Origin of the sequence: Halorarum halophilum (assembly GCF_013401515.1) — an archaeon.
Classification (GTDB): Archaea; Halobacteriota; Halobacteria; order Halobacteriales; family Haloferacaceae; genus Halorarum; species Halorarum halophilum.
In genome coordinates this window covers 3,539,376-3,561,594 of sequence record NZ_CP058529.1, presented here as the reverse complement: position 1 = coordinate 3,561,594, position 22,219 = coordinate 3,539,376, and the positions used below count along the sequence as shown (strand labels likewise).

General features: G+C 67.5%; 24 protein-coding genes, 1 tRNA gene and 1 pseudogene. 11 read left to right on the top strand and 15 right to left on the bottom strand.

The features are described 5' to 3' along the window. The first annotated feature begins 94 nt into the window (after positions 1 to 94). Positions 95 to 1,828: an alpha-amylase family protein gene (locus HUG10_RS17750; RefSeq protein WP_179170836.1), complete on the top strand. Its 1,734-nt coding sequence runs from the start codon at positions 95 to 97 to the stop codon at positions 1,826 to 1,828. A gap of 14 nt (positions 1,829 to 1,842) precedes the next feature. Here HUG10_RS17750 and HUG10_RS17745 read toward each other — a convergent pair whose 3' ends face one another. The 9 genes and pseudogenes from HUG10_RS17745 to HUG10_RS17705 all read right to left on the bottom strand — a co-directional run bounded on the left by HUG10_RS17745 (position 1,843) and on the right by HUG10_RS17705 (position 9,604). Beyond that, positions 1,843 to 3,552: a glycoside hydrolase family 13 protein gene (locus tag HUG10_RS17745; protein ID WP_179170835.1), complete on the bottom strand. Its 1,710-nt coding sequence runs from the start codon at positions 3,550 to 3,552 to the stop codon at positions 1,843 to 1,845. Between the two features lie 106 nt (positions 3,553 to 3,658). Continuing rightward, on the bottom strand, positions 3,659 to 4,558 hold the full coding sequence (locus HUG10_RS17740) for a polysaccharide deacetylase family protein (protein WP_179170834.1): 900 nt from the start codon (positions 4,556 to 4,558) through the stop codon (positions 3,659 to 3,661). Between the two features lie 89 nt (positions 4,559 to 4,647). Beyond that, positions 4,648 to 5,730 carry a YihY/virulence factor BrkB family protein gene (locus HUG10_RS17735; protein ID WP_179170833.1) on the bottom strand — a complete coding sequence of 361 codons (1,083 nt, stop codon included), beginning with the start codon at positions 5,728 to 5,730 and terminating at the stop codon, positions 4,648 to 4,650. 90 nt (positions 5,731 to 5,820) lie between these two features. Beyond that, the gene (locus tag HUG10_RS17730; RefSeq protein WP_179170832.1) at positions 5,821 to 6,945 is read right to left on the bottom strand and encodes a PKD domain-containing protein; all 1,125 of its coding nucleotides are present in this window, start codon (positions 6,943 to 6,945) and stop codon (positions 5,821 to 5,823) included. 172 nt (positions 6,946 to 7,117) lie between these two features. Then, positions 7,118 to 7,288 (bottom strand): annotated as a pseudogene (locus HUG10_RS17725) (CBS domain-containing protein); the annotation flags it as partial. Between the two features lie 60 nt (positions 7,289 to 7,348). Then, on the bottom strand, positions 7,349 to 8,467 hold the full coding sequence (locus tag HUG10_RS17720) for a D-glucuronyl C5-epimerase family protein (protein WP_179170830.1): 1,119 nt from the start codon (positions 8,465 to 8,467) through the stop codon (positions 7,349 to 7,351). A 204-nt stretch (positions 8,468 to 8,671) separates the two neighbouring features. Further along, positions 8,672 to 8,746: transfer RNA gene (locus HUG10_RS17715), tRNA-Val, on the bottom strand. An 82-nt stretch (positions 8,747 to 8,828) separates the two neighbouring features. After that, entirely contained in the window at positions 8,829 to 9,362 is a 534-nt protein-coding gene (locus tag HUG10_RS17710; RefSeq protein ID WP_179170829.1) for a cob(I)yrinic acid a,c-diamide adenosyltransferase, read from the bottom strand. A 2-nt stretch (positions 9,363 to 9,364) separates the two neighbouring features. Continuing rightward, positions 9,365 to 9,604, bottom strand: a complete 240-nt coding sequence (locus HUG10_RS17705; protein ID WP_179170828.1) for a glutathione S-transferase N-terminal domain-containing protein — start codon at positions 9,602 to 9,604, stop codon at positions 9,365 to 9,367. A 225-nt stretch (positions 9,605 to 9,829) separates the two neighbouring features. On the opposite strand from HUG10_RS17705, the gene HUG10_RS17700 reads away from it, so the two are divergent. The 5 genes from HUG10_RS17700 to HUG10_RS17680 all read left to right on the top strand — a co-directional run bounded on the left by HUG10_RS17700 (position 9,830) and on the right by HUG10_RS17680 (position 14,448). Beyond that, positions 9,830 to 10,798, top strand: a complete 969-nt coding sequence (locus HUG10_RS17700) for a hypothetical protein (protein WP_179170827.1) — start codon at positions 9,830 to 9,832, stop codon at positions 10,796 to 10,798. Positions 10,799 to 10,860: 62 nt separating this feature from the next. Further along, the gene (locus HUG10_RS17695; protein WP_179170826.1) at positions 10,861 to 12,993 is read left to right on the top strand and encodes a S9 family peptidase; all 2,133 of its coding nucleotides are present in this window, start codon (positions 10,861 to 10,863) and stop codon (positions 12,991 to 12,993) included. Positions 12,994 to 13,305: 312 nt separating this feature from the next. Beyond that, complete coding sequence (locus tag HUG10_RS17690; protein WP_179170825.1) at positions 13,306 to 13,482, top strand: DUF7501 family protein; 177 nt, start codon at positions 13,306 to 13,308, stop codon at positions 13,480 to 13,482. Beyond that, entirely contained in the window at positions 13,479 to 13,649 is a 171-nt protein-coding gene (locus tag HUG10_RS17685; protein WP_179170824.1) for a hypothetical protein, read from the top strand. Before HUG10_RS17690 ends, HUG10_RS17685 begins: the two co-directional genes overlap by 4 nt. Positions 13,650 to 13,923: 274 nt before the next feature. Then, on the top strand, positions 13,924 to 14,448 hold the full coding sequence (locus HUG10_RS17680) for an HTH domain-containing protein (RefSeq protein ID WP_179170823.1): 525 nt from the start codon (positions 13,924 to 13,926) through the stop codon (positions 14,446 to 14,448). Between the two features lie 152 nt (positions 14,449 to 14,600). Here the strand turns inward: HUG10_RS17680 and HUG10_RS17675 are convergent, their stop codons facing one another. Both HUG10_RS17675 and HUG10_RS17670 read right to left on the bottom strand, forming a co-directional pair. Beyond that, complete coding sequence (locus HUG10_RS17675) at positions 14,601 to 15,785, bottom strand: MFS transporter (protein WP_179170822.1); 1,185 nt, start codon at positions 15,783 to 15,785, stop codon at positions 14,601 to 14,603. Between the two features lie 62 nt (positions 15,786 to 15,847). Further along, the gene (locus tag HUG10_RS17670; protein ID WP_179170821.1) at positions 15,848 to 16,237 is read right to left on the bottom strand and encodes an acyl-CoA thioesterase; all 390 of its coding nucleotides are present in this window, start codon (positions 16,235 to 16,237) and stop codon (positions 15,848 to 15,850) included. A gap of 245 nt (positions 16,238 to 16,482) precedes the next feature. Here HUG10_RS17670 and HUG10_RS17665 point away from each other — a divergent pair, with 245 nt between their 5' ends. After that, positions 16,483 to 16,662, top strand: a complete 180-nt coding sequence (locus HUG10_RS17665) for a DUF7838 family putative zinc beta-ribbon protein (RefSeq protein ID WP_179170820.1) — start codon at positions 16,483 to 16,485, stop codon at positions 16,660 to 16,662. A 49-nt stretch (positions 16,663 to 16,711) separates the two neighbouring features. Here HUG10_RS17665 and HUG10_RS17660 read toward each other — a convergent pair whose 3' ends face one another. Beyond that, a complete protein-coding gene (locus HUG10_RS17660; RefSeq protein ID WP_179170819.1) occupies positions 16,712 to 17,341 on the bottom strand; it encodes a DUF2391 family protein in 630 nt (209 codons plus the stop codon). An 89-nt stretch (positions 17,342 to 17,430) separates the two neighbouring features. Here HUG10_RS17660 and HUG10_RS17655 point away from each other — a divergent pair, with 89 nt between their 5' ends. The 3 genes from HUG10_RS17655 to HUG10_RS17645 all read left to right on the top strand — a co-directional run bounded on the left by HUG10_RS17655 (position 17,431) and on the right by HUG10_RS17645 (position 18,305). Next, positions 17,431 to 17,592 carry a hypothetical protein gene (locus HUG10_RS17655; RefSeq protein WP_179170818.1) on the top strand — a complete coding sequence of 54 codons (162 nt, stop codon included), beginning with the start codon at positions 17,431 to 17,433 and terminating at the stop codon, positions 17,590 to 17,592. Positions 17,593 to 17,744: 152 nt separating this feature from the next. Next, positions 17,745 to 17,948: a hypothetical protein gene (locus HUG10_RS17650; protein WP_179170817.1), complete on the top strand. Its 204-nt coding sequence runs from the start codon at positions 17,745 to 17,747 to the stop codon at positions 17,946 to 17,948. Between the two features lie 129 nt (positions 17,949 to 18,077). Then, the gene (locus tag HUG10_RS17645) at positions 18,078 to 18,305 is read left to right on the top strand and encodes a hypothetical protein (protein WP_246310184.1); all 228 of its coding nucleotides are present in this window, start codon (positions 18,078 to 18,080) and stop codon (positions 18,303 to 18,305) included. 402 nt (positions 18,306 to 18,707) lie between these two features. Here HUG10_RS17645 and HUG10_RS17640 read toward each other — a convergent pair whose 3' ends face one another. The 3 genes from HUG10_RS17640 to HUG10_RS17630 all read right to left on the bottom strand — a co-directional run bounded on the left by HUG10_RS17640 (position 18,708) and on the right by HUG10_RS17630 (position 21,256). After that, a complete protein-coding gene (locus HUG10_RS17640) occupies positions 18,708 to 19,379 on the bottom strand; it encodes a hypothetical protein (protein ID WP_179170815.1) in 672 nt (223 codons plus the stop codon). Between the two features lie 654 nt (positions 19,380 to 20,033). Continuing rightward, on the bottom strand, positions 20,034 to 21,098 hold the full coding sequence (gene aceA, locus HUG10_RS17635; RefSeq protein ID WP_179170814.1) for an isocitrate lyase: 1,065 nt from the start codon (positions 21,096 to 21,098) through the stop codon (positions 20,034 to 20,036). Further along, on the bottom strand, positions 21,095 to 21,256 hold the full coding sequence (locus tag HUG10_RS17630; protein WP_179170813.1) for a hypothetical protein: 162 nt from the start codon (positions 21,254 to 21,256) through the stop codon (positions 21,095 to 21,097). The genes aceA and HUG10_RS17630 overlap by 4 nt, the downstream gene beginning before the upstream one ends. A 452-nt stretch (positions 21,257 to 21,708) precedes the next feature. Between HUG10_RS17630 and HUG10_RS17625 the strand changes: the two genes are divergently transcribed. Then, complete coding sequence (locus HUG10_RS17625) at positions 21,709 to 22,191, top strand: hypothetical protein (RefSeq protein WP_179170812.1); 483 nt, start codon at positions 21,709 to 21,711, stop codon at positions 22,189 to 22,191. Positions 22,192 to 22,219 lie beyond the last annotated feature (28 nt).

Below are 22,219 nucleotides of genomic sequence, written 5' to 3'. Positions count from 1 at the left end.
ACCGTTTCCGCCCGTCGACGGCGGGGTAATTGATTCATAACAATCAGGATCGGCACGAACGATTAACGGCGTGGGTGCCCAAGCACCGCTGGGAATGGTCTCCGTATCACCCGAAACCTGGTTCAAAAACGCCGTCGTGTACGCGGTGGATGTGGAGGCGTTCAACGACTCTGACGGCGACGGAGTCGGCGACTTCCAGGGACTGACCCAGAAGCTCGACTACCTCGATCGGCTGGGTGTCTCCGCGCTGTGGCTCCTCCCGTTCTATCCGACGCCTAACCGCGACAACGGGTACGACGTAAGCGACTACTACGGCGTCGACCCGCGGCTCGGCACGCTGGGCGACTTCGTCGAGTTCATGGACGAGGCCGAGGCCCGCGGGATCCGGGTCATCATCGACCTCGTGGTGAACCACACGTCCGACCAGCACCCCTGGTTCAAGGCGGCCCAGGAGGACCCCGACTCGAAGTACCGCGACTACTACGTCTGGGTGGACGAGCGACCGCCGCCGGACCCCGAGCGCGCCACGGTGTTCCCCGGGGAGGTCGAGGACGAGCGCGTGTGGACGTACGACGAGGAGGCGGACGCGTACTACTACCATCGGTTCTACCCGTTCCAGCCCGATCTGAACCTGGCGAACCCGGACGTCCGCGCCGAGATCTACCGGATCATGAAGTTCTGGCTCGAACTCGGCGTGGCGGGCTTCCGGGTCGACGCGGCGACGCTCATGATCCAGCCGAAACACCCCGACGCCGAGCAGCTCGACGACCCGCACGAGGTGCTTCGGAGCCTCAAGCGCCACGCCGTCGCGCGCCGGAGCGACGCGGTCCTGCTCGCGGAGGCCGACGACGCGCCGGGTGAGCTGGAGTCGTACTTCGGGGACGGCGCCGAGATGGACCTGCTGATGAACTTCGTCCTGAACGCCCACCTCGTCGCCGCGCTCGCGACCGAACGCGCGGCGCCGCTCGCCGAGGGGCTCGAACGCCTCCCGCCGGCGGACGTCGGCCAGTGGATGAACTTCCTGCGCAACTACGACGAGCTCAACATCGGCCGGCTTCCGAAGGACCTCCAGGACGAGGTGTTCGAGCGGTTCGCTCCCGACACGGACATGCGCATCTACGGTCGGGGAATCCGCCGCCGCCTCGCGCCGATGCTCGACGGCGACGAGCGGCGGGTCAAGCTCGCGTTCAGCCTGCTGTTCTCGATGCCCGGGACGCCGATGCTGCTGTACGGCGACGAGATCGGGATGGGCGAGGACCTCTCGCTCCCCGGCCGGACGTCCGTGCGGACGCCGATGCAGTGGACCGACGAGGAGAACGCCGGCTTCTCGACGGCGTCCGAGGACGACCTCGTGCTCCCGGTCGTCTCCGGCGGCCGGTTCGGCCACGAGGAGGTGAACGTCGCCGCCCAGCGCGCCGACGCGGAGTCGCTGCTCAACTGGATGGAGCGGCTCATCGCGACCCGCCGGGAGAGCAGGGAGATCGGCGAGGGGTCCTTCAGCGTCATCGACGTGGACCACCCGTGCGCGTTCGCCCACCGGTACGACTTCAACGGGAACGCCGTCGTCTGCGTGCACAACCTGTCGGACGGGAAGTGCTCGCTCGAGTTCGACCTGGATCTGGTCCAGGGGGACGCGCTCTACCCCCTGCTCGGGAACGCCGACCATACGCGCCACGACGACGGTAGCTGCGAGATCACCCTCGACGACTACGGCTACATCTGGCTCCGACTCCACCGAACCGGCGCGGGTGCGAGCAGGCGGTCGGCCTCGGAGAGCGGCCAGCAGAGTCGACCGGAGGGCCCGCGGGCTCAGTCGGAAAGTCGGTAGGGTCGATCGGGGAGTCAGTCGAGCCGGTAGACCCGGGCCTCGTAGGGACGCAGGTCGAACGCGTCGGGCGGGGCCGGCCGTTCGACGTCGTAGTTCGCGAGCAGGAGGTCGGCCTCCCCGTACTCGATCGACTCCGGGAGGTCGAACCGGGGCTCGTCGCCGAAGAAGTTCAGGACGACGAGCGCCCGCTCGTCGCCGAGGCTCCGGAGGTACGAGTAGATCTGCGGATGCTCCGGCGCGACGAGGTCGTAGCGGCCGTACACCAGCACGTCGTGTTCCTCGCGGAGGTCGGCGAGTCGACGGTAGTAGTGCCAGACGGAGTTCGGGTCGGCGCGCGCGTCCTCGACGTTCACCTCGGGGTAGTTGGGGTTGACCGCCAGCCACGGCTCGCCGGTGGTGAACCCGCCGTTGGGCTCGTCGGACCACTGCATCGGCGTGCGGGCGTTGTCGCGACTCCCGTACCTGACGGCCTCGCTGATGTCCGCGAACCCCTCGACGTCATCGCGCTCCAGCATCCGTTCGACGTACCGGAGCGTCTCCACGTCGGCGAACTGCCCGGCGCTCTCGAACGGGACGTTCGTCATGCCGATCTCCTCGCCCTGGTAGACGAACGGCGTCCCCCGAAGCGTGTGGAGCAGGGTCCCGAGCAGCTTCGCCGACGTGACGCGGTACTCCTCGTCGCCGAAGCGGGAGACCATCCGTGGCTGGTCGTGGTTGTTGAGGTACAGCGCGTTCCACCCGTCCTCGGCGAGCCCGGTCTGCCAGCGCGTGAACGTCTCCTTGAGGTCGGAGAGCTCCCAGTCGCGGAAGTCCCACGCGTCCCCCTCCCCGGCGTCGAGGCGCATGTGCTCGAAGTGGAACACCATGTCGAGCGGCCCGTCGCTGACGTACTCGCGCGCGCCGTCCACGGAGACCCCCGGCATCTCCCCGACCGTGACGATGTCGTCGTAGTTCGAGAGCACCCGCTCGTCCATCTCGCGGAGGTACTCGTGCATCCGGGGACCGTTGATGAAGTGCTCGCTGCCGGTGACCACGGACCCGGCGTCGCCGTCGGGGAACCCCTCGGTCTTCGACAGCAGGTTGACGACGTCCATTCGGAAGCCGTCGACGTCCCGGTCGAGCCACCAGCGCATCATCTCGTAGACGTCCTCGCGAACCGCGGGGTTCCGCCAGTCCAGGTCGGGCTGTTTCTCGTCGAACAGGTGGAGGTAGTACTCCCCGCGGACCTCGTCGTAGGTCCAGGCCGAGCCGCCGAACAGCGACTCCCAGTTGTTCGGTGGGTCGCCCGACTCTCCCTCCCGCCAGATGTAGTAGTCGGTGTAGGGGTCGACCTCGCGGCGGGACTGCTGGAACCACGTGTGTTCGTCGGACGTGTGGTTCACGACGAGGTCCATGACGAGGCGGATGTCCCGGTCGTGGAGGCCGTCGCGCACCCGCTCCCAGTCGTCCATCGTGCCGTACTCGGGGAGGATGGAGCGGTAGTCCCGGATGTCGTAGCCGAAGTCCGCGAGCGGGGAGTCGTACACCGGCGTCAGCCACAGGAGGTCGACGCCGAGGTCGTCGAGGTAGTCGAGTTTCTCGTAGATGCCGGGGAGGTCACCGACGCCGTTGCCGGTGGAGTCGTAGAAGCTCCGGGGGTATATCTCGTAGGCGGTCGCCTCCTTCCACCACTGCCGATCGACCTCCTCCGATTCCGTAGCACTCGCCGAGGCTGGGGGATCCATTCGATAGAGTCTACGGGACGAACGTACGAAAGGGTTGAGTCGGTCGCCTCAGAACCCGCCCCACCGGAGGTACGCCGTGACAACCTCGGTAGGGACGACGACCGCCTCAGACGAACTCGCCCTCCGGCTCGTACACCGAGGGGTCGTCCCGGTACTTGTTGGCGATCGCTTCGAGCGTCAGGAACTCGACGCCGGAGTGACCCATCACGTACTGGATGAACTCCTCGAGCAGCGGGATCATGTGCGGCTTGCCGTGGACGTCGGGATGGATGGTGAGCGTGTAGACGCCGGCCCCGCGCCGGTCGTACAGGAAGTCGAACTGCGCCTTGTACAGCTCCTCGTGGATCATCTCCGGGCTCGCGTACCCCATGTTGTAGTAGGGGTGTTTGATGAACATCATGGGCGGGATGTCGTCGCGATACCAGCTGATGGGGACCTCCACGACGTCGAGTTCCTCGCCGTATCCGTACGGCTCCATCCACGTCTCGGGGTCCTCCTCGTAGTCGATCTTCTCCCAGCTATCGCCCTTCCGGACCTGTCGTGGTTCGAACTCGCTCTCCATCAGGCTGCTGTCGTAGAGGAAGTCGTACTCGTCGAGGAGTTCGGCGGTGTTCTCGCTGAACTCCCACCAGCTGGCCCGGTGTCCGACCGGCCGGGAGCCGGTCACGTCCTCGACGAGGTCGATCGACGCCTCGATGATGGCTGCCTCCTGGTCACGTGAGAGGTCGGTCGGGTTCTCGTGGGAGTAGCCGTGAATACCGAGTTCGTGGCCCGCGTCCGCGACCGCTTCGATCTCCTCCCGGAACGTCTCGATGGTGTGACCCGGAACGTACCAGGAGGTGTCGATTCCCTCGTTCTCGAACACGGTGAGCATCCGCGGAACGCCCTCGTTTCCGGCCGAGAGCCCGCGCGAGAGGTCCGCCCGGGAGTCCTCGCCACCGTACGATCCCAGCCAGCCAGCGACGGCGTCGACGTCGACGCCGATCGCGATGTCGATGTCTCCCATAGGTGCGTGAAACAGTACCACAGGGAACGTCGAAAAGGTTGTCCGGGGGAGGAGCCACCCGCCAGCTCGTCGGCCCCTGCGAGCCCCCCTCAACTCCCCCCGGTATCGGTCCGGTCGTCCGACTCGTCGGGTTCGGCCCGCCAGCGGAACGACACCGCCCACTCGTCGTGGTCGCCCTCACGCGAGGTCTGTTCGATCACCTCGACGTCGCCCACGGGTCGGGGGTACCGACCGTCACCGCCCGCGTCCTCCATCGGTCGCATCCCCTCGTAGTGACCGGTGAGCCCCTCGCGGAGCCCGCGCAGGTACTGGGCGAACTCGTCGCGGCTCATCCCCTCCTCGTGCGTCGTGTCGAACCCGGCGGCCCCCTGCCCGACGCCGCCCGCCTTACCCGACGCGTGCCCGCCGAGCACCGCGTTGATGACCGCCCCGAGGAGGAGGACGAGGCCAGAGAAGTACAGCCACGTGATGACGACGATGACGCCGCCGAAGAAGCTCCCCGTGCCCCCGCCCGTGGACGCGATGTACACCTGGAACAGCGCCTGGAGGACTGCCCAGCCGACCGCCGCGAACACGACGCCCGGGAGGACGTCGCCCCAACTCACGTCGGTGTCCGGGAAGCGGTAGTAGATGGGGAGGAACGCGACGACGAGGCCGGCGACGAGAACGAGCGGCGTCAGGACCCCGACGAACGGGATCGTATCCGAGAGTCTCGCGAAGACGACGGTGACCCCCACGGTAGCGGTGACGGCCACGAGGATGGCCACGAGCACGACCAGCCCGTCGACAAGCTGGTCGGGGAGTGAGTTCTGTCCCTCCGTCTCGTAGATCTCCGAGAAGGCGGTGTCGAGCCCGCGGAAAATCTTCAGCGTCCCCCACAGCAGCGTGAGGAGCCCGACGGCCGACGCGCCCGCCGCCACGTCGTTCCCCTCGAACACCTCCGCGATGACGTCGGCGATGGGGCCGGGCAGGGCGCCCCGGGCGAGTTCGACGATGCGGCCCTCCAGCCCGCCCCCGAAGGCGGTGACCGTCAACAGGAGCACGAGCAGCAGCGGCGCGAGCGAGATGAACGCGTTGTACGCGATGCCCGCGGCCATGAACGTCACGTTCTTCCCCGAGAACTCGGAGAAGATCCGTTTCCCCGTTCCCACGACGCCGGAGAGACTGACCATGCAGTGGAGTTCGGGAGAGGAACGGAAAACGGACACGGGCGATTCGCTCGCCGTCGACCGTCCGGGCGGAGCGAGTCGGCCGGGTCCGCGCTACACCGTCGAGAGGACGAGCTCCTCGGTCGCGGTCGCCCCCTCGTCGTCGGTGACGCGGAGCGCCACGGGGAGTTCGCCGCAGAACGAGAGCGTCACCTCCGCGGTCTCGTCGCCCTCCTCGAACTCGTTCGTCCCGTTGACGTCCCACTCGTACGTCACGATCTCGCCGTCCGGGTCCTCGGAGGCGGAGGCGTCGAGGTTGACCGTCTCACCCTTCGAGAACACCGTCTCCTCGGCGTTCTCCGGGTCGGTCTCGATTCGGGCCACGGGGATCTCGTTCTCCTCCTCCGGAGCGTCTCCCCCGTCGTCCGGGTCCTCCGGGTCACCCTCACCGGGGGTGAGGAGCTCCTCCCAGACGAGGCTCCGGACCACCCTGGCGTGCCAGTGAATCCGGGTCGAGAGCTCCGGCCCGTCCGATACGGTCTCGGCGAGGAACGCCGTGGCGTCGGTGTCCCGGGCCGCCTTGTGGACGAACATGTTGGGCGTCTCGCTCGGCGGCAGGGAGAACGGGGCCACGGTGAAGTCGTACGTCGAGTCGTCGACGTAGTCCTCGTTCAGCGTCTCGGCCGCCTCCTGGGCCTCCTCCTCGGCCCGGACGTCGCGCGAGTGGAAGATGGCCTGGCCGACGCCGTCCTCGACGTCCCCCTCGTACAGCTCCTGCGACTCGTGGAGGTCGATGACGACGTCCGGTTCGTACTCCTCGACGACGCCCCAGAGCGCACGTGCGAGCTCGGTGCTCGGCTCCTCGTCGGTCGGGAACTGGCGGTTCAGGTCGGTCCCGTCGGCGCCGATCCGAGTTCCGCTCTCGATGGCCGTGGCGTTCGCCCGCGGGACGGTCACGAGACGCCCGCGTTCGAGCTCCATGTCGGACACGTTCGCCGCCGCCTCGTAGCCGGCGACCTCGTTCCCGTGGAGGCCCCCGACGACCAGGACGGTCGGCCCGTCCGCGTCCGCGGTCTGGACGTAGCCGGTCGTCTCGTACTCAGTTCCTTCCAGAAGAGTGACCTTTTCGTCGGCCTGTGCGGCGTTCGCGCGTTCGGACGTGGCGGCGATCCCCGCACCGGCGAGGGCGATCCCTCCGACCGCTGCGAGAAACGGCCTCCGCCCCGTATTTGATGGCATAGCGGGAAGAGCCTCGTCCGACCCGTGATTAACTATTATCTCTATAAGCCGGGGATGTTCCGTCGAACGAGCCCGAACCTGTTTCCATCATATCACTAATGTGGCAGGGGAAAAACGTCCGAGGAAGGAGGTCGTCGGGGAGGAGAGGGAGCCGCCCCCTTCGTTCCCGAGATCAGGGACTGTAGTCGAGCGACTGCGCCTCGATCGTGTCCGCGACCTCGTCGAGTTGCTCGCCGACGGTGCTGACGTGGTCGTCGACCGTGGCGATGCTCTCCAGCTTCCCGTCGTCGTCGACCACCGGGAGCCGTACGTTGTGCTCGCCGATGGTCCGTGCGATCTCGACCTGCATCTTCCGCTAGCTCGTCCGGCTCAACTCCACGAGCCGGACGACTCGTGCTCGCCGTTACTCCCGCTCGTCCACCGGGTGGTCGGACTCGAACGTCTCCCGCATCTCCCGGAAGTGCTCGGCGCCGGAGATCTCGTAGAGCTTGTCGATCTGCGCGACGTGAACCTCGTGGTACGCGGCGTTTCCGCGGTACGGCCTGGCCGGATACGTCTCCGTCATGCCGCGCTCCCAGTAGAAGTACCCGTCGAGCCCGTAGTAGCTCACGTCGTTCGGGGCCCGGATGTACTCGAGGGAGTGTTCCAGCGTCGTGAGGGCGGCCTCCAGCAGCAATCGGCTCCGCTCGGAGCGCACGTGCATCCAGTAATCGTAGAGCCCCCAGAGGCCGACGCAGTAGCCGTTGAAGACGTGCGTCGGCGGGTCGGCCGGGTACTCCTCCACCCAGTAGTGGCCGTCCGGGTCGACCATCGACGTCCACGGACCGTCCGTGTCGCGCGCGAGCGTGGTGAACGTCTCCAGCACGCGATCGGCTGTCTCGAGGTGCTCGTCGTCATCGGTCAGTTCGTGGAAGTAGGTGTACGCCGACAGCGCGACGCCCTGGCACATCCCCGAGTACCACGGCGCCTCCATGGAGGCGCTCGACCCGCTCTTGTCGATCCCGTACGGGAAGTAGATCCCGCCGTCCTCGACCTTCGTGGCGTCCGCGAGGAACGCCCCCGACATCTCCTCGGCCTTCGAGAGAAAGCCGTCGTCCCCCGTGACCCGATAGCAGTGGAGCAGTCGGAGGAGCCAGCGCGCCGTCCGGAGCGGGAAGTGGCCCGTCTGACCGTCGACTTCGGCCATCCGCAGGTTGTCGATATCCTGGACGGCCTCTACAGGGTACGAGCACTTGGGCTCGGACTGTCGGTACGGTCCGAAGAACTGCGGACGCTTCTCGTACGGGAGTTCCCGCAGCGAGTACCGTCGACGCTGGACGGGGACGTTGCCGATCCGTGGCTGTGACGGCGTGGGGGTCGGGGACGGCGTCGAGGGTGGGGACGGCGTCGGAGTCGATGCCTCGGCGGCGGAGCTGGAGTGCCCCTCGAAACCCGTACAGCCGGTCAACCCGACGGCCGTGGCGAGTGCGAGGAATCGGCGTCGTGAATCGGCGGACGAATCGTCGTCGGAGGGCGCTGCCATCGATGTCCGACACGTCGAGCTTGGAGTTGTTATAGCCGACGTAAACGGTTCGAGCCGCTCGGAGCGGTTTCCACCGAAGTTCGATCGGGGAAGTCAGCTCGGCCCACAGATATGAATGCGTCCGGAGCGCAGGGACGGGATTTTTCCACAGTTCTCCGGCGGCGTGGCTCCTCGCTCCGCTCGTCGCAATACGCCGCAAAAACATGGGTCGGGGCGGATTCGAACCGCCGGCCTGCTCCGTGTGAAGGAGCCGTCATAACCGGACTAGACCACCGACCCGGCACCCCGAACTACCCCAGTGGGAGACTTAACCCTTACCTCTCGCCACGGGGCGACCACCCGACGACCGGCACCCCGCAGCTCAGTACGTCGGCCGGTCTTCGGGTTCGCCGTCGCGCTGGTTCACGACCCGCGCGAAGGTGAACAGCGCGTCCGAGAGCCGGTTGAGGTACGCGATCGCCTCCTCGTTCACCGGCTCGTCGTTCGCCAGCGCGACCGCGCGGCGCTCGGCCCGCCGGGAGACCGTCCGGGCGTGGTGGAGCTTCGCTCCAGCGTCGCTCCCCGACGGGAGCACGAAGTGCCGCAACGGCTCCAGTTCCTCGTCGAGTTCGTCGATCCAGTCCTCGAGCTGTTCGGTGTGGGCCTCGCGCACGGCCGGGTCGTCCTCGTCCGGGTCCGGGTTCGCGAAGTCGGCCTGGACGACGTGGAGATGGTTCTGGACCGTCCGCAGCATCTCGTCGACGTCGTCGTACCCGGTCGGTCGGACCGTGCCGACGAGCGCGTTCGCCTCGTCGACGGTGCCGTACGCCTCGATCCGCGGCGACGTCTTCGACACTCGCGACATGTCGCGCAGGTCGGTCTTCCCCTCGTCGCCCCGCCCCGTGTACACGGGCATGATTACGCGAGCGTCCGGTCGATGTACTCGAGGATGTTCGCCGACTCGTTCATCGTCACGCCGTGCTCCTCGTCCACGAGCACCGGCACGGCGCGCTGGCCGCTCACGCGCTTGACCTCGTCGCGTTCGGAGTGGAGCCCGTCGGTCCACACCGTCTCGTACTCGAGCCCCTCCTCAGAGAGCGCGTCGTGAACCTTCTCGCACCACGGACAGCCGTCCAGCGCGTACAGCGTGATGGACATGTCGCGGGGTAGGGCCAGGTCAGGGAAGTAGCTTCGCCCGTCGCGCGAGAACTCCGAATCGGCCGGCGAAGCGAAATACTGTCACCAAGATGTCCCTATCGGTCGGAAATCGGTCTCAGAATGTCGTCTCGGGGTATCGAACGGGAGAACAGTACGCCCCGCGCATGACGTTCGTCTGACTTTTCGAGTCGTTTAATATCGCTGAAAGAAGGCACCGGCCACAGCATGGAGCGGGGCGACGGAACGCGGGAAGTGGACCGGGGCAGCGAGACCCTCGGCGAGGGGGCGCTCCCCGCGAGCGTGGAGCGGCTGGCCGAGCGCTACGACCGAATCATCCCCGAACGCGGTCGGTACGTCTGGACCTGGCTCGCCGAGACCCTCCCGACGTTCCGCCTGAGTTCCGTCGCCCCCCGTCATCGACCGCGGGCCGACGAGGGTCGCCTGCTCGTCTCGGTGTTCGTGACGGCGCTCAACGACCTCTCCGACCGGCGCGAGGACGACGCGGCGTTCGAGACCGCAGCGGGTATCCCCGAGGGGAGGACGGATCCGGCCGAGTCGAACGACCCCGGCGTCCGCCTGGCCGGCGACGCCTGGGACGCCGTCGTCGACCGGCTGGAGGGGGCACCGCGTTTCGAGACCTACCTGGACTCGCTCCGGCTCTCCCTCCGGTGGACGGCACGGGCCCAGCGCCACGCCGCGTGGTCGGCCGAACACCCCGCGAAGACCACCTACGAGGAGTGCCTGCTGGAGCAGTCGCCGACGATGTGCATGGACGCGCTCGCGTCGGTGGACCTGATGTACTCGCCAACGTTCGACCCCCGCGAGGAGCCGGCCGTCAGGGAGGCCGTCGGGCTCGCGGAGCCGCTCGGTCGCATCGGCAACTGGCTGACGACGTGGGAGCGGGAGCTCGAGGAGGGGGACCTCGCCAACGGCATCGTCGTGAAGGCCGTCGAGGACGACGCCGTCTCCCCCGAGGCGGTCCGTCGAGCGCGGGTCGAGCCGACCGTGCGTCCCGCGTTCCGCCGCCGGGTCCGTGAGGCCGGCGTCGAACTGGCCGTGGACAGCGACTGGCGGCGCCGGTACGACCGCGCGCTCGCCCAGGACTGGAACGCGGAGACGGTCGACCTGGACGCGTTCCTGGCGGCGATGGCGGGCGTCCGAAGCCGACACGAGGCCAGTCGCGGACGCAAGTAGCGCCCGAGCCACGGGGGTTCCCGTTCCCGAACGGTGAAGTGGGCGCTCTCCCAGCCCACCCCATGGACGACGGCATCGATCCAGAGAAGTTCTACGACCTCCGCCTCCTTACCGACGTTACCCTCTCGCCCGACGGCGAGCGCGTCGCGTTCGTCGCTAGCGAGTCCGACCCGGACGACGACGAGTCCAGGACCGGCCTGTACGTCGTGCCGTCCGACGGCTCGCGCGACCCCCACCGGCTCACCCGTGCCTCGACGGCCTCCGCGCCGGCCTGGGGACCCGACGGCGACACGCTCGGCTTCCTCGCCGCCCGGGACGGCGACCTCGACAGGCGGGCGGGCCGGCGCCGGGACGAATCCGACGACGGTGGCGATGAGGACGGTAGGAACGGTGGAGACGGCGGAGGCGGCGGAAACGGAAGCGACGGCGGCGAGGGGCCGAAGCCGCAGGTGTGGACCTTCGACCTCGCGCTCGGCGGCGACGCTCGCCAGGAGACCGACTTCGAACACGGCGTCCGCGAGTTCGACTTCGGCCCGGACGGCGACCGTCTCGGCGAGTTCGACTTCGGCCCGGACGGCGACCGTCTCGTCGTCTCCGCGCGCGACCCGACCGAGGAGGAGGGGGAGTACCTCGACCGGCGGCGGGACGACGGGCCGATCGAGGTCACCAGGCTCCAGCACAAGATGGACGGCGCCGGCTGGCTCGACGACGTGACGACGTACCTGTTCGTCGTCGACCGCGAATCGGGCGAGACCGACCGCCTCGACGACGCCTACGGCGCCGGCTCCGCCGAGCCGCTCATGGGCCTCCAGCCGTCGTGGGGTTCCTCGAACCGCATCGCGTTCTGCCGGTCGAACGCGGAGCACCCGGACGACGACGGGAGCGTCGACGTGTTCACGATCGCGCCCGACGGCGCCGACCTCCGGCGGCTGACCGACGGCTCGATGCGCTGTATGGTTCCGACGTGGTCGCCCGACGGCGACCGCCTCGCCTTCGCGGGCGGGAACCACGAGAACTGGTACGAGCCCACCGACGCGTACGTCGCCCCCGACGACGCGGACGCGGAGTACGAGTCGCTCTCGGCCGGCCTCGACCGAACCCTCGCCCGCGGCGGCGGGCTGGCGTGGCTGGACGGGGAGACGGTCGTGGCGCCCATCGCCGACGAGGCGTGGACCAGGCTCGCGGTCCTGCCGCTCGATGGGGAGCCCCGCCGGTCGTACGAGCGCCAGGGACGCCAGCGAACCATCTGCGCGTTCGACCTCGCCGGCGACACCGTCGCGCTCGGGTTGACGACGCCCGACGACACCCCGCAGGCGTTCTCGCTCGACGCCGGCGAACTCCGGGAGGACGACACGGGCGGGCCGATCCGCCGGCTCACCGACCTCAACGCCGACTGGGTCGCGGACGCGCCGCTCCCGGACTGCGAGGTGGTGAGCTACGAGAACGCTGACCTCGAGGAGGTGGAGGCGATCGTTTATTACCCGGACGGCTTCGACGCCGACGCGGACGGCCCTGCGCCAGCCATCTGCTCCATCCACGGCGGCCCGATGAGCTACGACGCGCCAGAGTTCCGCTTCACCGTCGCGTACTGGACGAGCCGAGGGTACGTCGTCGTCAAGCCGAACTACCGCGGCTCGACCTCCTACGGCCGCGACTTCTCGGAGGCGCTGAAGGGAAGCCGGGGCGACCTCGAGTCCGACGACGTGATCTCCGCGATGGACCGCCTCGTCGCCGACGGCGTCGCCGACCCGGACCGGCTGTTCTGCACCGGCTTCAGCTACGGCGGCATCACGACCGCCCACGTCGTCACGCGGACCGACGAGTTCGCGGCCGCGGCCCCCGAGCACGGCATCTACGACTTCCACTCGAACTTCGGCACCGACGACAACCACAACTGGCACGAGTGGGAGTTCGGGATGCCCTGGGAGAACCCGGAGACGTACCGCGACATCTCCTCCATCTCGCGCGTCGGGGAGATCGACACGCCGCTGCTCGTCACGGCGGGCGAGGAGGACTGGCGCTGTCCGCCCACGCAGGCCGAACAGCTCTACGTCAGCGTCCGCAAGCGCGGCATCGACGCCAAACTGGTCGTCTACCCGAACGAGCACCACGACATCGGCGACCCCTCACGGGCGACCCATCGGCTGGAGGTATTGACGGAGTGGTTCGAGTCGCACGATCCAGGCGAGGCGTGAGCCGGGTGCGGTGAGGCGAGATCCCCGGTCGGTGATGGCGTCGAAGCGAACCGGCGGCGAATTCGGATTCGGACCACTCGTCCGTTCGAGCAGTCGCCGTCCCGCCATCCGCACTCGATCTCCACGAGCGTTCAATCCAACTACGCGAAACAGCATCCACGACATCCACATGTCTATTTCCATCTCCTCAATCCAACTGTTCGTCCACATCTCATCGACAGACCTAGTAGGATTCCAGTGATTAAAGGTATATCACCCCATTCGTCCTATTTCACCAGTACTCTTTTTGTCGATCGGACACGATGGGCTCCCATGGCAGCGAGCGACGTGTGGAGCGACCCGAACCGTTGTCCGTTCTGCGGCGCCGGCCTGCGCAACCCCGGGGACGGGTTCATCGACCACATCGAGGAGGCGTCCGACTGCGCGTCGCGCTTCGGGCTTTGGCGCGACCGGATCGGGGACGACATCCAGGGGGACTGGAGCGGGTGACGGGCAGCAGGACGGACTGCCCGAGCGCCGAGCAGGCGGAGCCACGGCACTCGTTCCGAACTGACCCGGACGAACTCGGATCGGTTTGCGAGCCGACCACCGCCTTCCTCCGGGCGGCCGTCGACCGGAGTGGGGCGGACGGCGTCGTCGTGCGACTCCGGGGGTGACGTCGGATCGACCGTGACGGCGGCGCTCGGTGTCGACCCGGAACTCGTCGAACGCGTGACCGCTCGCCACGCTGGCACGCGACACAATCGACATCGGCCCCGACACCCCGGGCGGGCCGAGGCGAGTTCGGAGGAGGCGTGAGGAACCGTTCGAATACGTGAACATTCGCCTCACGGAACTCGAACGGGACGTTCGGTCACCCGTTCCCGGAGTCGGATATGGAAGGAGAGTACTTTTCCTCGGACCTTTATGCGAACGACGACCACCGACTGTATGAGCCAGATCGAACTGAACGACGTACAGAACCGGATACTCGCCATCCTGGTCGAGGAGTACCAGTCGAGAGAGTCACCGGTGAAGGGGGAGTTCGTCGCGGACGAGGTCGGCCGCTCGGCTGGGAGCATCCGGAACCAGTTCCAGAGCCTGAAGGCGCTCGGTCTGGTCGAGGGGATTCCCGGGCCGAAGGGCGGGTACAAGCCCACCGCGAGTGCATTCAACGTCCTCGATTACCAGAACCTCGACGACCCAGAGCGGCTCATCGTCGCCCACGACTACGAGCGCGTCACCGCGACGGTCGACCAGATCGACCTGCTCACCGTCAGGGAACCGGAGCAGTGCCAGGCGCGGGTCCACTTTCAAGAGCCCATCGAGGGGTTCGGGGTCGGGGACCCGATCGTGGTCGGGCCGACGCCCATCTCGGAACTCGTCCTCGTCGGCGAGATTGAGGAGATCGACGGGACGACGAACCACGTGGTCCTCGACGTCAGTTCGATGGAAGCGCCGTTCTCCGAGGAGTAGTCCCGTCGCACTCGGGCGGGGTGACGTGACGACGGCCGGGATTCCAGCCGACGAGTCCGAGCCGGCGCAGGTTGCGTAATCCGGTTCGGGGATTCTTCCGGCACGGGAAACCGCCCTGGCAGTCGACCGCGCCGGGTCCGTGACGTCCGAGCCTACAGTCCGAGCCGTAACGCCCGGTTCGCGCCGAGCAGAAGCAGACAACAGCCGAGCAGGCCGATGACGGTGCCGAACGCCAGCGGCCACCCGCCGACGTCCGCCAGCACGCCGACCACCACGCTGCCGCTCGCCGCGAGGAACATGTACGTCGTGCGGATCAGGCCGAAACCGTAGCCGCGCTCGGCAGCGTCGAGTCGGTCCATGATCCGCGCCTGGACGGTGCCGGGCCAGGAGATGCCCGCGCCGACCACCGCGGTCCCCGCGACGAGGGCGACGGTTCCCGACCCCCAGACGAGCGTGCTCAGCCCGACGGCCGTGAGCGCCGCGCTGCCCGCGATGGCGGCGTCGCGCGTGTACGCGTCCGAGGCCCGGCCGGCCAACGGTTGCGCCACCGACGAGAGCGCGAACGCGGCGCCGAACGCGAGCCCGGCGGTGCCCGGATCGAGCCCGCGGTGCTGGACGAGGAACGTCGGGAAGAACGACGAGAACGCCTGGAACGTGAACCCCGTGCAGACGGCGACGATGGTAGTGTACGCGAGGTCGGGGCGCGTGAGGAGGCCGGCGAGGCGGGCCGGATCGCCCGCAGCCACGAGGTCGCGTTCCGAGTTCGCCGGCGGGAGGCGTGGGAGCACGACGAGGATCGCGCCGAACGCGGGGACCGTCACGATCGCGCCGAGGCCGACCGCGATCCGCCAGCCGAGCGCCTCCGCGAGGAAGCCGCCGACCGCCGGGAAGGCGACGCCCGCGAGCGCCCCGCCGGCCGTCAGCGCGCCGAGCGCGCCGCCGCGCGCCTCGAAGAGGCGGGAGAGCAGCGACGACGCGGGGGCGAAGAACAGGCCGGCGCCGGCGCCGAGCAACACCGCGGCGACGCCGAACAGCGCGACGGTGGGCGCGAGCGCGACCAAGCCGGTTCCGACGGCGGCCCCGCCCACGCCCGCCAGCATGATCGGTCGCTCCCCGTAGCGGTCGGCGAGCACGCCGCTCGGGAACTGCAACAGCGCGTAGGCGGCCCACATCCCGGTCAGCGCGAACCCGACGACCGACTTCGTCGTGTCGAGTTCGAGCAGCACGAACGGGACGACGGCACCGAGGAGAAGCCGAACCCCGAGCTGGCTGAAGTTCGCACCCGCGACCACGGCCAGGACGCGCCGCGAGCCCCTCGGACCCTCGTCGTCGCTCACGGTCACCCGTCCGCCCACCAGCAGCATAACCTCGGGGCAGGGGGCAATGCTGGCCGGCGGGCTCAGCCGTCGAGGTGGCGTTCGAACGCCGCGCGGACGTCCTCGGGGAGCGGGGTCGGGTCCCCCTCCTCGTCCAGCATCACCTGCACCGACTCGGCCGTCGCGACCGTCTCGCCGTCGCGTCGGAGTTCGTACGCGAGCGTGGCGCTCGTCGTCCCGAGATCCGTTACCCGGAGCTCGACCGTCACGTCGTCGAGCCCCTCGATCGGCCGGCGGAACTCGATCGAGAGCGCCGCGAGTGCGGCGTTCGAGTCGTGGAGTTCCACGCCCACCTCCTCCCTGAAGAACGCCGTCCGGGCGTGTTCGAGGTAGGTGGCGTACACCGCGTTGTTGACGTGGCGCATCGGGTCCAGGTCGCGATACCGCGGCTCAACGGTCGTCTCGAAGGTCATCGTACGTGCCTCGTCCGGCGGGGGCTTTTGCGTACCGCTACGTCGACGCCGGCCCGACACGCTCGGCGACGGCCGACACGGCGTGAGCTAGGTTTGCCGACCACGATGTCGAGCGCATCCACGCTCGTCGGGAACAGGCCGAGCGGGAGGGTGAGCGTCGTCCGTATCGGAACCGAACGATTCGGGAAACCTAGCTCCCGCCCACAATCGGTGTGTTGAAAGGTCCGCCGGCCCGAACGCAGAGCATGAGTCTCGAGCTGGAACACGAGTGTCCGCGGTGTGAGGGGAAGCAGACGTTCTGGCGGACCGCCAGCATGGAACTCCACCTCGGTGAGAAGACGAAGTGGCGCTGCCCGGAGTGCGACTACGGGTTCATCCGCATCAACGACGAGGCGGACATCGACTCCTCCCGCATCGACGCGTAGACGCCCACGTTTCTCGCGGCACTTCCCGGCTCTCCGGTGCGACCGTCCGTCACCCCGGCAGCAGGTCGCCCAGCGCCGCCCCGACCGCCATCGGCACGAGCGCGGCGACGACGTTGCCGAGCGCGATCGTCGGCTCCGCCCAGCTGATCCGCCCCCAGGCGGTCAGTCCGAGGACCGCCACCACTACCGCCACCCCGAGCACCCCGACGAGTCGGCGCGGGACGACACCCAGGATGGGGTTCTTGACGCGCACGTCCTGGAAGTCCGCGACGTAGATGATGCCGACGACGACCGTAACGGTGAACGCGGCCGTCCCGGCCATGTACGCCGGATGGGCGGCGAGGAACTCGCCGACCTCCTGCGTGCCGCCCTCGACGAGCATCGGGACGCCGAAGATGACGCTCCCGAGGAGCGCCTCGGCGATGTCGCCGCGGTCGAACCCCCGGACGACCCGGCCGAACACGGTCGGCCGCGAGAGCTGCGTCGCGGTCCGCATGGCGTCCCGGACCTTCTCGACCTCCTCGGAGTCGTCGACGGTCTCCTCGAGCGTCTCGAGCTGGTCGAGCAGGTCGTCGACCGTCGGTTCCTCCCGCCTCGTCCGGTCGCCGCCGTCGGCCGCCGTCGGGTCGTCCCTCCTCGGGCCTGGACCGGCCCCCGGGTCGTCGGCTCCGCCGTTCATACCCAATCGGCTCCCGCCCCCGACGTAGTTCCGCCGGTCGCGGCGGAGCGGCCATCGGACCCTCCACCCTCCGAACCGAACTCCGGGTGATGCCCGATGACCCCGAGAAGCAATCGAGCGACGAGGTCGACGTGAACCAGATCCAGCAGGCGCGCACCGAAGGCGAGGCGTACCAGACGTCGGTCACCTACATGGCCGAGACCGTCGAGACGACGTTCGAGGGAATCGAGGTCGAGACCGGACAGGACTGAGTCGGGCCCGTGGTCGGGTCCGAAGTCAGCAGTCGGTAAGACGGGTTCGGTACTCGGTCCTCGTGTCGGAACGAAGCTGATCGACGTAGTAGGTAGTCCTGCTTCCGTATCGACCGCCAACAAACCTACAATCCTTGATACGGCGTTCCCGCATGGCGATGTTTCCGGCTCGACCCCCGTTCCCCGCCGAGCACGAGATGGTACTCGGCATTTTGCTTCTCCTCATCGCTGTTCTCTACAGAGGATTCCTGTTCGGTGAGGAGGTATCGCCACGAGTACGTCAAGGACTTGCCGTCATGCTCCTCGTCGCCGTCGTTCTTCTTCTGTTCTCCCTCATCGTTCGATTCTACCGATAGTCCGTCACCCTGTACCTAGCGAGTATTTGTGTCCTTTCGAGTTCGAGGAGGTCAGCCGGATCTGTTCTGGCTCGATGTTTAGTTGACCGGCGAGAATGGTCACACATGCACTGGCGAAGACGGCGCGACTTGGAAGGCGGAAAGGTACTGGGTGCCTGGTTGCTCCTCGATGAGGGGACTGTCGAGGAGGAACTGTACGTCGAGTCGCACGAGTACCGGGGCGGCGATTTCGACGTCTATACTACCTCTTCCGACGGAGAATGGAAACACAGGGGTACCTTCGATACGGCCGACGACGCCTTCGATGCCGCCCTCGCGTACATTGACGAGAGTCAGTCCCCTGTCGAAGGGAGGTGACGTTCACTCAGCTGCTCGGGGGGTGGCTCCAATCATGGTACAGGCATCCTCTGTAGTCAGCACACTCCTTTTGACAGGAATCGAGTAAACCGTCGAGAGCGTGCTGCATACGGAGCGCGTATCGGGCACGAGAACGAGATGATGTGACGGTCGATTGTATCGCTAAGTACAGGTGGACTACTGCTCGATTTCGTACGGATTCCGACAGTAGTAGACCGAAAGTCCGGCGTATACAGCGAACAGTGCGAGGAGAACTGCAAGAAGGGGTAATACGTCTGTTGAGGCTGTTTCGCCCCTGTTCGTGCCTGGAGAAGGGGATTCCAACGACGCTGGTCTGGACAGACGGGCTTCAAGCGAACCGACGATCAGAGTACGACCAGCGGATCGCTGGATGCTGCTCGGTCACTCATCGGGCGTGTATGTGGCGTTCACCGTCGCGGTACCGTAGACGTCGTCCCACTGTGAATCCTTGTCAAACAACACGACCAGGAGTTCGACCTCGCCCGCCTCCGTATCGGCCGCCTCGAACGCGGCCTGGGGGACGGTGAGCGTGAACGTCCCGTTCTGCTCGAAGCGGAGCTCCGACGAGCGCTGGACGGGCGATCCCGTGGCGATGTAGAACCGGGGGTCGTACCTCGACTCGTTGGTGAGTGAACCGTTGGCGTATACGAGGAAGAACGGCTCGCCGCGCACGGTGCCGTGTTCCGGGGGATCGATGTTCCGCAGCGACGTGTTCGCGGCGATCCGTAACTCGACGGACTCGCCGCTGTCCCTGACCTCGACGGACTCGATGTGGTTCGTGACTCCCTCCTCCAGTTTGTTCTCGAATGGCTTGTTCGGCGGCTGTGGCGTCGACCACGCCTCGGTCGTCGACTGCGTGGCGGTTTCGGTAGTCGGTTGTGTGGTGGTCGTCTCCGTCGTCGGTCCCGACGTTGGTTCGGTCGTCGGCTGTGCGGTGGTCGTCGGCGATTCCCCGGTCGTCGTGGGGGTCGACTCCGAGTTGGCACCGAAGCCAACACACCCCGCGAGTAAAACAACACAGACGACACCGACTGCCCGTAGCACTTCTCCCATTGCCCGACCCATGTACCTTCGGCGTTTTCTTATACACTTCCTAAGAGGACTCTCAGATGGCTGTGCCGAACCCCTCTCCGAATCTCTGAGTCACCTCCCCGCTCGACCCAGTAGTTTCGAATGCCGAACTTCGTGCGGTGGAACGATGCAGGTTCCGATGGCGAGGAAGGGAACCGGATGGGAGGACTGGGATGTAAACATACTGCCCTGATCTGTCTCCTCTGGAGCTGACGCCAGTTATCGTGCGGTATGGGGACTACCGAGATTCGTACTCCATCTCTCGGTCACATCCGGTTGGCTATAGCATGATCCCTGAGCTCGCTACAGTAAGTTCGCAGTTTCTTCTTAGCAGCAGATTCGTCGCTGATAGCCGGAAGCGAACGACGACCGTCTACTGCATACATTCTCTGTATTCAGCACGCGGTTCTTAACGGGTACTGGGTAGATTGCTGACCGGTGCAGTACTCCGTTCCCCGACTCGATCGAGCATTTCAGGCTCGAGTCGGACGAAGAACCGGATCGTCAACGTTCGAAGGGAGCGGTGACGGAATGGAGTTCTCGGAACGGAGTGATCCGGCGCGAGAACGCCGACCTGATGGCCGGCGCCCTCGCCCGCTCGTTACCGGTGGGAGCCTCACCGTCTCCGACCGCGGCTCAGTCGTCCGTCTCCGAAGGAACCGGCTCCTCCTCGCTCTCGGAGGAGATGGGGTCCGACCGGTCCTCGCTGAACCCCTCCGAGGACTCGATGCGCTCGCGCGCCTCGGGGTCGAACCGCGTCTCGATGTCCTGGAAGCGGTCGACGAAGGAGAGCTCGTGGTGGCTCTCGGTCTCGTGGCCGAGGTATCGCCCCTCGAGGTCGAACTGCGCCTCCTCGTCCGCCTCCGCGAGCTTCGCGAAGTCCTCGTACACGCTGTGGGCGCCCGAGTGGAGCCCGAACAGCGTGATGAAGATGTACTTGTACCCCAGATCGCCCAGCTCCCGGAACGTCAGCGGATCCTCCTCCTCGCTCCACGCGAACGACGAGGAGTAGTTGAACGCGAGCTTCTGGTCCGGGTGCGTCTCGTGGATCGTCTCGGCGTACTCGACGGCGTCATCGCGGGACGGGTCGGGCATCTCGGGCCACACCAGGTCGACGCCGGCGTCCGAGTAGATGCGGCCGCGTTCGAGGTGCTCCTCCCAGTCGCCGTTCGCCGAGCCGTAGGCGTCGGTGCGGGCGATGACGACCGTGTCCTCGGACTGCCGGGCGTCGACGGCGGCCTCGAACCGGGAACGGGCCTGCTCCCGGGGGACGATCTTCTTGCCCGCGATGTGGCCGCAGCGCTTGGGCGTCGTCTGGTCCTCGATGTGGACGGCGGCGACGCCGGCCTTCTCGTACTCGCGCACGGCCCGGCGGACGTTGTGGGTCCCGCCGTAGCCGGTGTCGCAGTCGGCGATGACGGGGAGCGACGTCGCCTCGACGATGCGCTTGGCGTTCTCGACCATCTCGGTCATCGTCACCATCTCGAGGTCCGGGAAGCCAAACTGGCCGAGCACGGTCGAGTAGCCGCTCATGTAGGCGGCGTCGAGCCCCGCCATCTCGGCGAGGCGGGCGTCGAGCGCGTGGTACAGGCCGGGCGCGAAGACGAACTCCTGATCGTCGAGGAGGTCGCGCAGCTCGCGGCCCTTCCGGTTGTCGATGTCGCGGACGTACGGATCGGTGTCGAGTTCTGTGGGGTTCATTCGGAGTCCTCCATGAGTTCGAGTTCGAACGGGTCCGGGCGGCGCGGACCGCGCTCGGTCGTGTGCCCGCGGCGGCCGAGATCGGGGACCAGCGGGGCGTCGGTCTCGTCGCGGGAAGCGGGCGTCGGGTCGATGCGCCGGCGGGGTCGTCGGCTCATTGGGAACCCCCGCGCGTCGGAGCGGCGGGTCGGCGGCCGCTTCGAGCCGTGTCGAATAGGCTCAGCTCTCGGTCGTCGATGCGGTCCAGGTCGGTGTCCGGGTTCGGGTCGAAGGTCAACTGCATTCTCGTGTGGGTGGTATCGGTGGGTCGCGTGGTTCGCGTGTGGTCGGGTGCGCGGTGCGTCCGTCGGCGGATCGGTGGTGTACGCCCATCTGTGGCACCTCGTCCTGGCAAACCGGGAAGAGGGACATAAAGTTAATGAACTATAATGATAATATTCTTTAATTCGTTTTCGGGCTCGAAGGGCATTAAAATGGGGCGCTATGGCGTACCACGGTCAAGCAGTCGAAATCGACGTTAGACGCGGTCGGCAACCCGCGTTCCGACTACGCGTCGCGTCCGGGCTCTCCGGGAGCAATGCCTACGGCGATGGCGCACCGGGTTTCGAGCGTGACCGACTCCCGACCCGGCCGCGACGACGGGCCGACGGACCTGGACGGCGAGTCGTACCGACTCGCCGCGCCGGGACCCTTCGGCACCCCGTGGACCCGCGCGACGCTCGGGCCGAGGGGGCTGACGCTCTCGGGCGACGAGGGGCGGACGGCGATCAGATACGAGGACCTTCGCGCCGTCGATTCGGTCCCCGTCCGCGACGAGCACGGGGAGGCCCGCATCGCCGTCGACCTCGTCGTCCTCGGCGCGACCATCGTGCTATCGGGCGGGGCCGCCCTGGCGCGTCGGCTGACCGACGGCGACGTCGCCCCGCCCTCCGGCCTCTCCCGGTACGCGAACGAGGTGGTCGCGACGGACCCGCTGGTCCGCCTCCGCCTCGCCACCGACGACCGCGCGTACTACCTCTACGCCGACCGGGAGACGGCGACGTCGCTCTCGAACGAGCTGCGCGAGCGGAGGAAGCTCGAGGGGGAGGAGTGACCGCGACCCGGCGGTCGCGGGGCTCGAA

Bases quoted from the DNA above. Each gene is read 5' to 3' on its own strand.
- HUG10_RS17720 (WP_179170830.1), bottom strand. From the start codon at position 8,467: ATGGCAGCGCCCTCCGACGACGATTCGTCCGCCGATTCACGACGCCGA.
- HUG10_RS17640 (WP_179170815.1), bottom strand. From the start codon at position 19,379: ATGGGAGAAGTGCTACGGGCAGTCGGTGTCGTCTGTGTTGTTTTACTC.
- HUG10_RS17735 (WP_179170833.1), bottom strand. From the start codon at position 5,730: ATGGTCAGTCTCTCCGGCGTCGTGGGAACGGGGAAACGGATCTTCTCC.
- HUG10_RS17655 (WP_179170818.1), top strand. From the start codon at position 17,431: ATGCCCGATGACCCCGAGAAGCAATCGAGCGACGAGGTCGACGTGAAC.
- HUG10_RS17665 (WP_179170820.1), top strand. From the start codon at position 16,483: ATGAGTCTCGAGCTGGAACACGAGTGTCCGCGGTGTGAGGGGAAGCAG.
- HUG10_RS17670 (WP_179170821.1), bottom strand. From the start codon at position 16,237: ATGACCTTCGAGACGACCGTTGAGCCGCGGTATCGCGACCTGGACCCG.
- HUG10_RS17730 (WP_179170832.1), bottom strand. From the start codon at position 6,945: ATGCCATCAAATACGGGGCGGAGGCCGTTTCTCGCAGCGGTCGGAGGG.
- HUG10_RS17710 (WP_179170829.1), bottom strand. From the start codon at position 9,362: ATGCCCGTGTACACGGGGCGGGGCGACGAGGGGAAGACCGACCTGCGC.
- HUG10_RS17745 (WP_179170835.1), bottom strand. From the start codon at position 3,552: ATGGATCCCCCAGCCTCGGCGAGTGCTACGGAATCGGAGGAGGTCGAT.
- HUG10_RS17630 (WP_179170813.1), bottom strand. From the start codon at position 21,256: ATGAGCCGACGACCCCGCCGGCGCATCGACCCGACGCCCGCTTCCCGC.
- HUG10_RS17750 (WP_179170836.1), top strand. From the start codon at position 95: ATGGTCTCCGTATCACCCGAAACCTGGTTCAAAAACGCCGTCGTGTAC.
- aceA (WP_179170814.1), bottom strand. From the start codon at position 21,098: ATGAACCCCACAGAACTCGACACCGATCCGTACGTCCGCGACATCGAC.
- HUG10_RS17650 (WP_179170817.1), top strand. From the start codon at position 17,745: ATGGCGATGTTTCCGGCTCGACCCCCGTTCCCCGCCGAGCACGAGATG.
- HUG10_RS17740 (WP_179170834.1), bottom strand. From the start codon at position 4,558: ATGGGAGACATCGACATCGCGATCGGCGTCGACGTCGACGCCGTCGCT.
- HUG10_RS17690 (WP_179170825.1), top strand. From the start codon at position 13,306: ATGGCAGCGAGCGACGTGTGGAGCGACCCGAACCGTTGTCCGTTCTGC.
- HUG10_RS17700 (WP_179170827.1), top strand. From the start codon at position 9,830: ATGGAGCGGGGCGACGGAACGCGGGAAGTGGACCGGGGCAGCGAGACC.
- HUG10_RS17680 (WP_179170823.1), top strand. From the start codon at position 13,924: ATGAGCCAGATCGAACTGAACGACGTACAGAACCGGATACTCGCCATC.
- HUG10_RS17695 (WP_179170826.1), top strand. From the start codon at position 10,861: ATGGACGACGGCATCGATCCAGAGAAGTTCTACGACCTCCGCCTCCTT.
- HUG10_RS17705 (WP_179170828.1), bottom strand. From the start codon at position 9,604: ATGTCCATCACGCTGTACGCGCTGGACGGCTGTCCGTGGTGCGAGAAG.
- HUG10_RS17660 (WP_179170819.1), bottom strand. From the start codon at position 17,341: ATGAACGGCGGAGCCGACGACCCGGGGGCCGGTCCAGGCCCGAGGAGG.